General features: G+C 68.3%; 14 protein-coding genes and 1 tRNA gene. 11 read left to right on the top strand and 4 right to left on the bottom strand.

The genetic code is table 11. The annotated features are described in order from the left end of the window. Positions 1 to 207: 207 nt before the first annotated feature. A tRNA-Arg gene (locus FA740_RS07905) sits at positions 208 to 284 on the bottom strand. A 108-nt stretch (positions 285 to 392) separates the two neighbouring features. Between FA740_RS07905 and FA740_RS07910 the strand changes: the two genes are divergently transcribed. The 11 genes from FA740_RS07910 to FA740_RS07960 all read left to right on the top strand — a co-directional run bounded on the left by FA740_RS07910 (position 393) and on the right by FA740_RS07960 (position 10,187). Then, positions 393 to 1,418, top strand: coding sequence for a LacI family DNA-binding transcriptional regulator (locus FA740_RS07910; protein WP_136856237.1), 1,026 nt, complete (start codon positions 393 to 395; stop codon positions 1,416 to 1,418). Between the two features lie 44 nt (positions 1,419 to 1,462). Further along, positions 1,463 to 2,272, top strand: a complete 810-nt coding sequence (locus tag FA740_RS07915; RefSeq protein ID WP_136856238.1) for a S49 family peptidase — start codon at positions 1,463 to 1,465, stop codon at positions 2,270 to 2,272. 105 nt (positions 2,273 to 2,377) lie between these two features. Next, entirely contained in the window at positions 2,378 to 3,301 is a 924-nt protein-coding gene (locus FA740_RS07920) for a calcium/sodium antiporter (RefSeq protein WP_136856239.1), read from the top strand. 5 nt (positions 3,302 to 3,306) lie between these two features. Beyond that, positions 3,307 to 4,077 carry an SDR family oxidoreductase gene (locus FA740_RS07925; RefSeq protein WP_277355195.1) on the top strand — a complete coding sequence of 257 codons (771 nt, stop codon included), beginning with the start codon at positions 3,307 to 3,309 and terminating at the stop codon, positions 4,075 to 4,077. A 300-nt stretch (positions 4,078 to 4,377) separates the two neighbouring features. After that, positions 4,378 to 6,228 carry an excinuclease ABC subunit UvrC gene (uvrC, locus tag FA740_RS07930; RefSeq protein WP_136856240.1) on the top strand — a complete coding sequence of 617 codons (1,851 nt, stop codon included), beginning with the start codon at positions 4,378 to 4,380 and terminating at the stop codon, positions 6,226 to 6,228. Between the two features lie 99 nt (positions 6,229 to 6,327). Continuing rightward, on the top strand, positions 6,328 to 6,960 hold the full coding sequence (gene pgsA, locus FA740_RS07935; RefSeq protein ID WP_136856241.1) for a CDP-diacylglycerol--glycerol-3-phosphate 3-phosphatidyltransferase: 633 nt from the start codon (positions 6,328 to 6,330) through the stop codon (positions 6,958 to 6,960). Then, complete coding sequence (locus FA740_RS07940; protein ID WP_136856242.1) at positions 6,950 to 7,201, top strand: MoaD/ThiS family protein; 252 nt, start codon at positions 6,950 to 6,952, stop codon at positions 7,199 to 7,201. The genes pgsA and FA740_RS07940 overlap by 11 nt, the downstream gene beginning before the upstream one ends. Then, positions 7,201 to 7,635 carry a molybdenum cofactor biosynthesis protein MoaE gene (locus tag FA740_RS07945; protein WP_136856243.1) on the top strand — a complete coding sequence of 145 codons (435 nt, stop codon included), beginning with the start codon at positions 7,201 to 7,203 and terminating at the stop codon, positions 7,633 to 7,635. Before FA740_RS07940 ends, FA740_RS07945 begins: the two co-directional genes overlap by 1 nt. Before the next feature lie 34 nt (positions 7,636 to 7,669). Continuing rightward, positions 7,670 to 8,176 carry a hypothetical protein gene (locus tag FA740_RS07950; RefSeq protein WP_246053526.1) on the top strand — a complete coding sequence of 169 codons (507 nt, stop codon included), beginning with the start codon at positions 7,670 to 7,672 and terminating at the stop codon, positions 8,174 to 8,176. Between the two features lie 71 nt (positions 8,177 to 8,247). Then, positions 8,248 to 9,618, top strand: a complete 1,371-nt coding sequence (locus tag FA740_RS07955; RefSeq protein ID WP_136856244.1) for a glutamate--cysteine ligase — start codon at positions 8,248 to 8,250, stop codon at positions 9,616 to 9,618. A gap of 185 nt (positions 9,619 to 9,803) precedes the next feature. Beyond that, positions 9,804 to 10,187, top strand: a complete 384-nt coding sequence (locus tag FA740_RS07960; RefSeq protein WP_136856245.1) for a hypothetical protein — start codon at positions 9,804 to 9,806, stop codon at positions 10,185 to 10,187. A 3-nt stretch (positions 10,188 to 10,190) separates the two neighbouring features. Here FA740_RS07960 and plsY read toward each other — a convergent pair whose 3' ends face one another. Genes plsY through FA740_RS07975 form a run of 3 tightly spaced genes read right to left on the bottom strand, consistent with a single transcriptional unit; the run spans position 10,191 to position 13,002 of the window. Further along, positions 10,191 to 10,766: a glycerol-3-phosphate 1-O-acyltransferase PlsY gene (plsY, locus tag FA740_RS07965; RefSeq protein WP_136856246.1), complete on the bottom strand. Its 576-nt coding sequence runs from the start codon at positions 10,764 to 10,766 to the stop codon at positions 10,191 to 10,193. Then, positions 10,763 to 12,043: a dihydroorotase gene (gene pyrC / locus FA740_RS07970; RefSeq protein WP_136856247.1), complete on the bottom strand. Its 1,281-nt coding sequence runs from the start codon at positions 12,041 to 12,043 to the stop codon at positions 10,763 to 10,765. Before pyrC ends, plsY begins: the two co-directional genes overlap by 4 nt. Next, positions 12,043 to 13,002 carry an aspartate carbamoyltransferase catalytic subunit gene (locus FA740_RS07975; protein ID WP_136856248.1) on the bottom strand — a complete coding sequence of 320 codons (960 nt, stop codon included), beginning with the start codon at positions 13,000 to 13,002 and terminating at the stop codon, positions 12,043 to 12,045. Before FA740_RS07975 ends, pyrC begins: the two co-directional genes overlap by 1 nt. Between the last annotated feature and the right edge of the window lie 83 nt (positions 13,003 to 13,085).

Here is a 13,085-nt window from a genome sequence, read left to right on the forward strand (position 1 = left end):
GGGAAAGTGCAGACGAGGCGGCACGCAAGACAGAGGTGCAAGTTGATGCAGCCAAACTGGTGCCGGATTCTTTACAGTAATAAAGCATTCCATATCAGTATCTTGTGTCGATTCCACTGCAGTGCTGCAGAAACAACTTGACGCAAGGTGTGCACAGGAACTGCAAAACGTGCACTCTTATGCTTCATCGTCAGCAATTGGGTTTTCTGGTGACCCCGACAGGATTCGAACCTGTAACCTGCCCCTTAGGAGGGGGCTGCTCTATCCAGTTGAGCCACGGGGCCGACCACCCGACCAATAGCCGCCCCCAAGGTCGTTTGGCAAGGCGCAGGTCGCGGTTGTGGGGGGTGCTGTCCTTCGCTAACATCGGGGTCTTACAGATCGGATGCCCCATGCTGCCCATACGCCCGCGCCGCCCGCTGACCCTTCGCGACGTCTCAGAGGCGTCGGGCGTGTCCGAGATGACCGTCAGCCGCGTCCTGCGCAACCGGGGCGACGTTTCGGCCGCCACACGCGAGAAGGTGCTGACCGCGGCCAAGGCCCTGGGCTATGTCCCCAACAAGATCGCGGGCGGGCTGGCCAGCCAGCGGGTCAACCTGGTCGCGGTGGTCATTCCGTCCCTGTCGAACCTGGTCTTTCCCGACGTGCTGGGCGGCATATCGGCGGAACTGGACGATACCGGGCTGCAGCCGGTGATCGGGGTCACCAACTATTCGCCCGCGCGTGAGGAGATGGTGCTGTACGACATGCTGTCCTGGCGTCCCTCGGGCGTGATCCTGGCGGGGTTGGAGCACAGCCGGGCGGCGCGGGCCATGCTGCAGAACTCGGGCATTCCGGTAGTCGAGATCATGGATGTCGACGGCGAGGGCATCGACACGCTGGTGGGCATCTCGCATATCCGCGCGGGGCGCGAGATGGCCGACCGCATCCTGGCCGCGGGCTATCGGCGCATCGGCTTTGTCGGCACCCACATGCCCGAAGATCATCGCGCCCGCAAACGCCTGCTGGGCTTTGAGGAGGGGCTGGCGGCCGCCGGCATCCAGCTGGAGGCGCGCGAATACTATCAGGGCGGATCGTCCCTGCTGAAGGGGCGCGAACTGACAGAGCGTATCCTGACCCGCGCGCCGGACCTGGATTTCCTGTATTTCTCGAACGACATGATCGGGGCGGGGGGGCTGCTGCACTGCATCGACCGGGGCTATGACATTCCGGGTCAGCTGGGTCTGGCGGGGTTCAACGGGGTCGATCTGCTGGACGGGCTGCCCATGCGGCTGGCCACCACCGATGCGCGCCGCGTCGATGTCGGGCGGCGCGCCGCGCGGCTGGTGTCGGGCAAGGATCGCGCGCCCGACGACCGCATCATCGCGCTGACGCCGACCTTCCTGCCGGGCGACACCATCCGCGCCATCGCGGACTGACGTCGCGCCTTGTGGGCGGGACTGCGCCCGCCTATCTGTGTCGCATGCGTATTCCCCTTCTGTCCCGTTTCCTGGCCCGCAGGCCCCGCGTCGCGGTCATCCGCCTGTCCGGCACCATTGGTGGCGCGGGCCGGGGAGGCGGCCTGAACGACGCGGCCCTGGCGCCGCTGATCGAACGCGCGTTCCGGCGCGGCAAGCCGCTGGCCGTGGCGCTGGTCATCAACTCGCCGGGCGGATCGCCCGTGCAGTCGTCGCTGATCGCGGCCCGCATCCGCAGGCTGGCGGATGAGACGGACATTCCCGTCCATGCCTTTGTCGAGGATGTGGCCGCCTCGGGCGGCTATTGGCTGGCCTGTGCGGCTGATGACATCTGGGCCGACGAAAGCTCGATCGTCGGGTCGATCGGGGTGATCTCGGCGGGCTTCGGCTTTCACCAGCTGATCGAGCGGTGGGGCATCGAGCGGCGCGTTCATACAGCGGGCACGTCGAAATCGACGCTGGACCCGTTCCGGCCGCAGAACCCCGATGACGTCGCCCGCCTGCACACCATCCTGGAGCCCATCCACCAGGCCTTCAAGGACCATGTCCGCGCCCGTCGCGGCACCCGGCTGGCCGCCGACCGCGACCTGTTCACCGGAGAGTTCTGGGCGGGCCGCGAGGCCGTGCGCCTGGGTCTGGCCGACGGCATCGGCCATCCCGTCCCGCGGCTCGAGGCGCTTTATGGCGACAAGATCCGCTTTGAGGTTCACGGCATGCGTCGCCCGCTGCTGCGCCGCCTTGGCTTGTCCGCCGACCTGCTGCTGGACGCGGCCGAGGATCGCGCCGCGTTCCAGCAATTCGGCACGCGCGGATGATGCTGCGCGCCGTTCTGCTGTTCCTGCTGGTGATGGTGGTCATGGCGCTGGTCAGCGGGCCGGGATTTCGTCGCTTCATCAAAAAACTTCTGGGGATCAATCGTCGTGGTCGTTGAAATTCTGCTGGTCCTGGGCGGGCTGGCCCTGCTGGTTCTGGGCGGTGACCTGCTGGTCAAGGGCGCCGTGGGCCTGTCGCTGAAGCTGGGCATGACGCCGCTGGTCGTGGGCCTGACCGTGGTGGCCTTCGGCACCTCGGCGCCCGAATTGCTGGTGTCGCTGTCGGCGGCGCTGAAGGGGTCCAGCGGCATCGCCATGGGCAATGTCGTGGGCTCCAACATCGCCAATGTGCTGGTGATCCTGGGCGTGACCGCGCTGGTCTCGGTGATCGTGACCAAGGGGCATGACCTGCGCGAAAGCTGGGCGATGATGATCGGCGCCTCGGTGCTGATGATCGCGCTGGCCTTCACCGGAGAGATCGGCCGGATCGAGGGGATGATCCTGCTGGCCGCCCTGGCGCTGGTGCTGTGGCGCCAGCTGACCACCGGACGTGCCGACGAGGCCGATGTGGATGGCACCACCCTGGGCGCGGGCTGGGGCCGCATCGCGCTGTGGCTGGGGGCGGGGCTGGTGCTGCTGCCCCTGGGGGCCAACCTGCTGGTGGCGGGCGCCAGCGACATCGCGCGCGCCTTTGGCATCAGCGATACCGTGATCGGCCTGACGCTGGTGGCCATCGGAACCTCGCTGCCGGAACTGGCGGCCTCGGTCGCCTCGGCGCTCAAGGGGCGGGCGGACATGGCCCTGGGCAATGTCGTCGGCTCGAACATCTTCAACCTGCTGGCGATCCTGGGGATCACGGCGGTCGTCTCTCCGCTGCCCGTCCCGCCCGAGATGCTGCGCCTGGACCTGTGGGTCATGCTGGGGGCGTCGTTGCTGCTGGCGCCGTTCCTGCTGCGCGGGGTCAGCCTGTCGCGGCCCGTCGGCGCGGCCTTCGTGGTGATGTACGGCGCCTATGCCTGGGTGCTGCTGTGAGGGGTGTGGCGCTGGTCACCGGCGCGGCCCGCCGCCTTGGCCGCGCCATGGCGCTGGAACTGGCGGGACGCGGCCATGACGTGGCCATCCATTACGCCGGTTCCGCCGATGAGGCCGAACAGACCGCCGCTGATGCCCGAGCCCTGGGCGTCGCGGCGCAGACCTTTCAGGCCGACCTGCTGGACCCGGAGGCGACCGCTGCGCTGATCCCGCAGGTGTCGGCGGCGATGGGGCCGTTGACGGTGCTGGTCAACAACGCCTCGATCTTTGACTATGACACGATCCGCAGCGCCACGATGGAGGGCTGGGACCGGCATCTGGGCTCGAACCTGCGCGCACCGTTCCAGCTGATCCAAGCCTTTGCCGCCCAGGCCGCCAAGGCTGCGCCGGACGAGAACGGCGAACCGCAGGCCCGCTGTCTGGTCGTGAACATGGTCGATCAGCGCGTGCTGAAGCCCACGCCCGAATTCATGACCTATTCCTTGGCCAAGGCAGGGCTGTGGTCGCTGACCCGCACCGCGGCGCAGGCCCTTGCCCCCGACATCCGCGTAAACGCCATCGGCCCCGGCCCGACCCTGCAGGGCGCCCGCCAAAGCGCCGCGCATTTTGCCGCCCAACGTGCCGCCACCGTGCTGGGGCGCGGCGCCGATGCGCGCGGCATCACCGACGCCCTGGGCTATCTGCTGGAGGCGCGGGGCGTCACCGGGCAGCTGATCTGCGTCGATGGCGGACAGCATCTGGGATGGCGCACGCCCGACGTGCTGGGCCCGGAATAGGCCCGGATCGGGCCTGTTCGCCGATTTTGTCCACTTGACCCCGCAGCAAAGTTCCAACCTGCAGATTCCGCATGGTTTTTCTGTCTGAATCTTGCGCGGATAAAACTTTCCCAACGAAAACAAAGCCCTTCCGATCTGCCTAAAATCCGGGCAGGTTCACTAAACTGTAACGATTGCTGGCCCCGCAGGGTCATCCTCACAGGCCGCCCACAGAATTATCCACAGATTCCGTGGAAAGCTTAACGGTTGCACTTGGGGTCCGGAACTTGCAGCGGGGCCCAGAATCACCAAGTTGACGTCATGACCCAGAAAACCGGCCACGCCCTGATTCAGGATTACCTTCGCACGCTGGACAGCAGCCCCGGCGTCTATCGCATGCTGGATGCACAGCAGGCGGTCCTCTATGTCGGCAAGGCGCGCGACCTGCGGGCGCGGGTGTCGAACTATGCCCGGCCGTCGGGCCATTCGGGGCGCATCGCGCGGATGATCCGCGAGACGGCCTCGATGATGTTCCTGACCACCAATACCGAGACCGAGGCGCTGCTGCTTGAACAGAACCTGATCAAGCAGCTGAAGCCGCGCTACAACGTGCTGCTGCGCGACGACAAGTCGTTCCCGAACATCCTGGTGGCCAAGTCCCACGATTATCCCCAGATCAAGAAGCATCGCGGCGCCAAGACGGAAAAGGGCGATTACTATGGCCCCTTTGCCAGCGCAGGGGCGGTGAACCGCACCCTGACCCAGCTGCAGCGGGTGTTCCTGCTGAGGAACTGCACCGACAGCGTCTTTGAGTCCCGCACCCGCCCCTGCCTGCTGTTCCAGATCAAGCGGTGCAGCGCGCCCTGCGTCGGCCGGATCAGCGCGCCGGACTATACCGCGCTGGTCAACGACGCGGAACGCTTCCTGCAGGGCAAGACCACGACCATCCAGTCCGACCTGGCGGCCGAGATGGCACAGGCGGCCGAGAACATGGAATACGAACGCGCCGCCGCCTTGCGCGACCGGATCAAGGCGCTGACCGCCGTGCAGTCGGTGCAGGCCATCAACCCCAAGGGCGTGGCCGAGGCCGACATCGTGGCGCTGCACATGGACAGCGGGCAGGCCTGCGTTCAGGTGTTCTTCATCCGCGGCAATCAAAGCTGGGGAAACCGCGATTTCTACCCGCGCCTTGGCGGGGCCGAGAGCCCGGACGAGGTGATGCAGGCGTTCCTGATGCAGTTCTATGACAACACCCCGCCGCCGCGCCAGATCCTGCTGTCCCACCCGCCCGAGGACCCCGACCTGACCGCCGAGGTTCTGTCCGAACGCGCCCGGCGCAAGGTCGAGGTGGCCGTTCCCCTGCGCGGCGAGAAATCCGACCTGGTCACCAACGCCCTGCGCAATGCGCGCGAGAGCTTAGCGCGCCGCATGTCCGAAAGCGCGACCCAGCTGCGCCTGCTGGAAGGGCTGGCCGACGCGTTCGAACTGCCCGCCCCCCCGCGCCGGATCGAGGTCTATGACAACAGCCACATCATGGGCACCAACGCGGTGGGCGGCATGATCGTGGCGGGGCCGGAGGGCTGGATCAAGAACCAGTACCGCAAGTTCAACATCAAGGGCACCGAGATCACCCCCGGCGACGATTTCGGCATGATGAAGGAGGTGCTGACCCGCCGCTTTGCCCGCCTGCTGAAGGACGATCCCGATCGCCAGACCGAGGCCTGGCCGGACCTTCTGCTGATCGACGGCGGCGCGGGGCAGGTGTCGGTCGTCCACGAGATCATGGCCGAGATGGGGGTCGAGGACATCCCCATGATCGGCGTCGCCAAGGGCCAGGACCGCGACCACGGCAAGGAGGAGTTCCACCGTCCCGGCCAGCGCCCCTTCGCGCTGCGCATGAACGACCCGGTCCTGTACTTTGTCCAGCGCCTGCGCGACGAGGCGCATCGGTGGGCCATCGGCACCCACCGCGCCAAGCGCGCGAAATCGCAGATGGCCAACCCCCTGGACGAGATCGCGGGCATCGGCGCCGCGCGCAAGCGCGCCCTGCTGCAGCATTTCGGCAGCGCCAAGGCCGTGGCGCGCGCCGGTCTGACGGATCTGCAGGCGGCGCCCGGGATATCAGCCGCGATGGCGCAGAAGGTGCATGACCACTTCAACACCCGTGACTGAGCGGGGCCCCGGGCGCGGCGGCGGAAACCCGCGATCACGGCTGCGTCTGGGTGATGCTTGGGCCTTTCCAACCGCCGCGACAGGGACTAGCGTGCGGTCATGCGCTGGACCCTTCCGAATATCCTGACCCTGATGCGTCTGCTGGCGGCCCCCGGGGTCCCGCTGATGTTTCTCTATTTCCACCGCCCCTGGGCCGATTGGGCGGCGCTGGCGCTGTTCCTGCTGGCGGCGATCACCGATTGGTTCGACGGCTATCTGGCCCGCGCCTGGAAGCAGGAGAGCCGGTTCGGCGCCGCAATGGACCCGATCGCCGACAAGGCGATGGTGGTGATCGCGCTGGTCGTGATCACCGGCTATTCTGGCATGAATCCCTGGCTGATCCTGCCCGTGACGATCATCCTGTTCCGCGAGGTCTTCGTGTCCGGCCTGCGCGAATACCTGGGCGACAAGTCGCGGATGCTGGCCGTCACCAACCTGGCCAAATGGAAGACGACGCTGCAGATGGTCGCCATCTCGGTGCTGTTCCTGGGCACGGGGCTGACCTATGTCGAACACGGCCTGGCCCCCCGCGTGGGCGAGACGGGGCTGGTCTGGTCGGTCAGCTGGGCCGCGCTGGCCACCCATACGGGCCTGACGCTGATCTGGATCGCCGCGGCGCTGACGGCCTGGACGGGGTGGGATTATTTCGTCAAGGCGCTACCCTATCTGAAGGAGCCCGGCCGTGACGGTTGAGGTCCTGTATTTCGCCTGGATGCGCGAACGCGTCGGGCACCCGCGCGAGACGGTCCAGACCGACGCCGCCACGCCGCGCGCCCTGATCGCCGAACTGGCCGCCCTGTCCGAGGGGCATGCGGCGGCCTTTGCCGACGGCGCTGTCGTGCGCTGCGCGGTCGACCAGGTGCTGACCGATCTGGACGCCCCCCTCGGACAGCCGCGCGAGGTCGCGTTCTTTCCTCCGATGACGGGCGGCTGATGGTCGCGCGCGTCCAGGCCCTACCGTTCGATCTGTCCGCCGAGATGGCGGGCTTTGGCGTGGGGGCTGGGGCGGTCGTGACCTTTACCGGCGTCGTGCGCGACGATGGCGGCGATCTGGCCGCGCTGGAGATCGAGCATTACCCCGGCATGACCGAGGCGGCGCTGCGCGATCACGGCCTGACCGCCGCCGCCCGATTCGGGCTGAGCGACTGGCGGATCGTCCACCGCTTTGGCCGCATCCCGGTGGGCGGGCCGATCATGATGGTCGCCACCGCCGCCCGTCACCGCCGCTCGGCCTTTGACGGCGCCGATTTCCTGATGGACTGGCTGAAATCGCGCGCGCCCTTCTGGAAACGAGAGATCGCGCGGGACGGCAGCGCGTCATGGGTTGCGGCGCGTGCGGCGGATGAGGACGCGCTGTCGCGATGGTAGGCGCGGGTTCCGCCCCCTTGTCCGGCTGCGCCCCGTGATCCGGCCCGATCTGCGCGCCCTCCTGGTGCGGCATGCGGAAACGATGATCTTTGTCGGGCTGACGCTGGCGGGTCTGTGGGTGGCCTTCAAAGGCGGCTGGTTCTGGGCGGTGATCGGCGGCGGCGCGGCCCTGGTCGCGGGCAGCCTGGCGCTTGGGGCGATCCGCCGCACGCCGTTCCGCCGCCCCGTCGCGGCCCCCGGCGTCGTCGAGGTGGTCGAGGGCGCGATCCGCTATTACGGCGCGACCGAGATGGGCGGAGAGATGCCCCTGCGCGATCTGGCCGAGATCCGGCTGCTGCGCCTGGATGGCCGCGCGCATTGGCGGCTGCGCAGCCTGGGGGGCGAGGCGCTGCTGGTTCCCGCCGATGCGGCGGGGGCGGGCGCGCTGGCCGATGCCTTCACCGCGCTGCCGGGTCTGGACATGGGCGCGGTGTCCGCGGCGCTGGCGCAGATCGCCCGGCAGGGCGATGCGATGCGCACCGTTTGGCGGAGGCCGGGCTGAGGCGGCTTGACTTGGCCCGCCCGCGTTGCCACCTGTGGCCGACCGGAAACCCTTGAAAGGCCTCATCGTCCATGTCCATTCCCCAGCAGGGCGGAGGCCCCATCGAACATCGCGACCAGCTGGCCGCCTATATCGCCAGCGGTGAAAAGCCCAAGGATGCCTGGCGCATCGGCGTCGAGCACGAGAAATTCGGCTATGACGACGCGCAGAAGATGCCGCTGCCTTACGAAGGTCCGGTGTCCATCACGGCCATGCTGGAGGGACTGCGCGACCGCTTCAACTGGACCCCGGTGCTGGAGGCGGGCAAGCTGATCGGGCTGGAGCGCGACGGCGCGAATGTCAGCCTTGAGCCCGGCGGCCAGCTGGAGTTGTCCGGCGCGCCGCTGGAGACGATTCACCAGACCTGCGACGAGGTGAACGGCCACCTGGCCGAGGTCGAGGCCGTGGCTGCCGATATCGGCGCGGGGTTCATCGGGCTGGGTGCCGCGCCCATCTGGGGCGCGGGCGACATGCCGATGATGCCCAAGGGGCGCTATCGGCTGATGACCGATTACATGGGCCGCGTGGGCACGTTGGGCACGCAGATGATGTACCGGACCTGCACCGTGCAGGTGAACCTGGATTTCGCCTCCGAAGCCGACATGGTCCAGAAGATGCGTGTCGCGCTGGCGCTGCAGCCGGTGGCGACCGCGCTGTTCGCCAATTCGCCGTTTCTGGACAACAAGCCCAACGGCATGAAATCCTGGCGCGCGCATATCTGGCAGAACCTGGATGCCGCGCGGACCGGCATGCTGCCCTTCGTCTTTGAGGAGGGCTTCGGCTATGAGGCCTGGGTCGATTACGTTTTGGACGTGCCGATGTATTTCGTCTATCGCGACGGAAAATATATCGACGCCCTGGGCCAGAGTTTCCGGGATTTCCTGAAGGGCCAGCTGCCGGCGCTGCCGGGCGAGGTGCCGACCCTGTCGGACTGGGCGGACCACATGACCACCGTGTTCCCCGAGGCCCGCGTCAAGAAATACATCGAGATGCGCGGCGCCGATGGCGGCCCGTGGCGGCGTCTGTGCGCGCTGCCGGCGCTGTGGGTCGGGCTGACCTATGACCAGGGGGCGCTGGATGCCGCGACCGACCTGATCAACGGCTGGGACGCCGAGACGCGCGAGGCGCTGCGCGTGGCCGCGGGCCGCGACGGGCTGCAGGCAGAGGCGGGTGGCGTGAAGATGCACGATCTGGCCCGCGAGGTTCTGGCCATCGCCGAGGGCGGTCTGAAGGCCCGCGCCCGGTCCGGCAATGAAGGGTTGGTCCCCGACGAGACGCATTTCCTGAACGCGCTGAAGGAGAGCGTCGACAGCGGCAAGGTCCCCGCCGACGAGCTGCTGGAGAAATATCGTGGCGCATGGGGTGGCGATCTGACGCGGATCTACGACGAATATTCCTACTGAGCGCCGGGTTGCGTCCCGCGACGTGCCGGGGGGACTGCCGTCCCCCCGGACCCCCCTACCCACCGCCTGCCGCCGACCTGTCCGCGACCGTGATGCACGCGAGTGTGAGCGGGTGGCCTGCGGCGGTGACTTGAACTGGCCCGCCTGCGGTGGCACCCCCGTCGCAAAACCGGTGGGGGCATGTGATGCGTGGTGATGTGATGCAATGGATGGGGCGGCTGGTCGCGGTCGTCTTTGGCCTGGGGGTTCTGGCGCTGATCGGGGCGGTCGTCGTGCTGATCCGGCAGGCCGAGGGCGTGCCGCCGATGCCGGTGTTCCTGGGCCTGCTGGGGATGACGGTGCTGATCCTGCTGGCGGGGGCGTGCCTGGCGCTGATCTCGATCGCGGTATCGGCGCGGCGCGGGGTCGAGGCGCTGCGCGGCATGGGCGGCGCAGCCCCCATGGCCGTCGCCGAGGAGGAGGCCGAGCCCGAGATGCAGGGGCCGCCGTTCACGTCCACGGGGCTGGCTGAGGCCATCGCCCCGCCGCGCCCCCCTCGGCCCGGGCGGGTGCTGGTGGCCGAGCGCTGAGGGCTATTTCCGGCCGATCCGGGGTTCCGTCCCGGCCAGCAGGCGGCGGATGTTGGCGTGGTGGCGGATGACGATCAGCACCGCCATGAAGGCCGCCGCCGCCGCGATGTCCGGGCGTCCCAGCCCCCAGGCAAAGGCCGGGGCCAGTGCCGCCGCCAACAGCGCGCTGAGGCTGCTGATGCGGGTGACCGCCGCCGTCACCGCCCAGGTGGCGCAGGCGATCAGGCCCACGGGCCAGCACAGCGCGATCAGCGTGCCGAGGAAGGTGGCGACCCCTTTGCCGCCCTTGAACCGCAGCCAGATCGGAAAGCAATGGCCCAGAAAGGCCGCCGCACCGGCCATTTCGGCGGCGGTCTCGCCGCCGAAATGGCGGGCCAGCAGAACGGCGATGGCGCCCTTGCCACTGTCCAGCAGCAGGGTCGCCAGGGCCGCGCCCTTGTTGCCCGTCCGCAGCACGTTGGTCGCGCCGATATTGCCGGACCCGATCTGGCGCAGATCGCCCAGGCCCAGGGCGCGGGTGATGACCAGCCCGAAGGGGACGGACCCCAGAAGATAGCCGAAGATCGCCCAGAAGATCATGCGTGGTCTCCGAAAACGGGGGTGCCTGCGACCCAGGTGCCGATCACGCGCCCCTGCATCCGCGCGCCGTCAAAGGGGGTGTTCTTGGATTTCGACAGCAGCGCAAAGCGGTCCAGCACGAAGGGCGCATCGGGGTCGAACAGCACCAGATCGGCGGGCGCGCCGTCCGACAGCCGCCCTGCGGGCAGGCGCAGGCGGCGCGCCGGGTTCAGCGCCATGGCGCGGAACAGCTGCGGCAGGGTCAGGCCGCCTTGGTGATAGAGGCGCAGCGCGGCGGGCAGCAGGGTCTGCACGCCGACCGCGCCAGGGGCTGCAGCCTCGAAGGGCAGACGTTTCGATTCCTCGTCCTGGGGGGTGTGAAAGCTGGCGATGGTGTCGATCAGGCCCTGGGCCACGGCATCGACCATCGACAGGCGGTCATCCTCGGACCGCAGGGGCGGGGTGAAGCGGAAAAAGGTCCGGTAATCGCCCACGTCGAATTCGTTCAGCGTCAGGTGGTGGATCGAGATGCCCGCGCTGACGTCCAGCCCCGCATCGCGCGCCCGCGCCAGCGCCGGCAGGCTGGCCGCCACGGTGATCTGGTCGGCGTGATAGCGCCCGCGCGTCATCGCGACCAGCGCCAGGTCGCGGTCCAGGCCCATCACCTCGGCCATGGGGGACACGGCGGGGATGCCATAGAGGGAGGCGAACTTGCCGCTGGTGGCCGCCGCCCCGTGGGACAGGGACGGGTCCTGCGGATGGCCCATGATCAGCGCGTCCAGACCCCGCGCATAGGTCATGCAGCGGCCCAGCAGCTTGGTGTCGCGCACCACGCGCACGCCGTCGGTGAATGCCACCGCGCCCAGATCGGTCAGAAAGCCGATCTCGGTCATCTCGCGGCCCTCGCGGGATTTGGTGAGCGCCGCCATGTGGCGGATGTTCACGGGCGCGTCGCTGGCGCGGCGGGCGACGAATTCCAGCGCCTCGGGGGTGTCGATGGGGGGCGTGGTGTCGGGGCGCGCGATGATCGTGGTGACGCCGCCCGCCGCCGCCGCACGGCCCGCGCTGCGAAAGCTTTCCTTGTGACGTTCGCCCGGCTCGCCGATCTTGACGCCCCAGTCGATCAGGCCGGGCGCCAGCGCGCGGCCGCGACAGTCGATGACGGTGGCACCCTCGGGGCTGGGTTCCTCGGGCGCGCCGCGTCCGGCGATCAGGCCATCCGTCACGCGAAGGCTGCCAAGGTCGTCGGTCTGGGCTTCGGGGTCGATCAGGCGGGCGTTGCGGAAGATCAGGTCCATCACGGCTCTCCGACGGCGGTGCGGCCACGGCTGGCGCGCAGGTTGCGGGCCAGCAGGTCCAGGGCGGCCATGCGGACGGCGACGCCCATCTCGACCTGGTCCTGGATGACGCTGCGGTTGATGTCATCGGCGAGGGTGCCGTCGATCTCGACGCCGCGATTCATCGGGCCGGGATGCATGACGATCGCGTCGGGCGCGGCCAGGGCCAGCTTTTCCGCGTCCAGGCCAAAGCGATGGAAATACTCGCGTTCGGACGGGATGAAGCCGCCATCCATCCGCTCCTTCTGCAGGCGCAGCATCATGACGACATCGGCACCGCGCAGGCCCTCGCGCATGTCCTCATACAGCTCGACCCCCATATCCGCCACGCCTGCGGGCATCAGGGTGGCGGGGCCGATCAGGCGGATGCGGTTCTCCATCTTGCCCAGCAGGATCAGGTTCGACCGGGCCACGCGGGAATGCGCGATGTCGCCGCAGATGGCGATGGTCAGGCGCTGCAGCCGCCCCTTGGCGCGGCGGATGGTCAGCGCATCCAGCAGGGCCTGCGTCGGATGTTCGTGCCGCCCGTCGCCCGCATTGATGACGGCGCAGTTCACCTTTTCCGCCAGCAGGTTCACCGCGCCGGAATGGGGGTGCCGCACGACCAGCAGGTCGGGCTGCATCGCGTTCAGCGTCAGGGCGGTGTCGATCAGCGTCTCGCCCTTCTTCACGGACGATTGCGCGACGGCCATGTTCATCACGTCGGCCCCCAATCGCTTGCCAGCCAGCTCAAAGCTGGCCTGGGTGCGGGTCGAGTTCTCGAAGAACATGTTGATCTGGGTCATGCCCGCCAGCGCGTCGGAATGTTTCACCGTGCGGCGGTTCAGGGCCGCGTATTCCTCGGCCAGGTCCAGCAGCGACACGATCTCGTCGGGCTTGAGATGGTCGATGCCCAGAAGGTGGCGGGCGCGAAAGCTCATGTCTGGCCTCGGGGTCAGGGGGTCGCGCGATCTATCGCAGATGGACCGGGGGGCGGCAAGCGTCCGGGTTTCTGCATGACGTG

Origin of the sequence: Paracoccus hibiscisoli (genome assembly GCF_005048265.1) — a bacterium.
In the GTDB taxonomy this organism is placed as follows: domain Bacteria; phylum Pseudomonadota; class Alphaproteobacteria; order Rhodobacterales; family Rhodobacteraceae; genus Paracoccus; species Paracoccus hibiscisoli.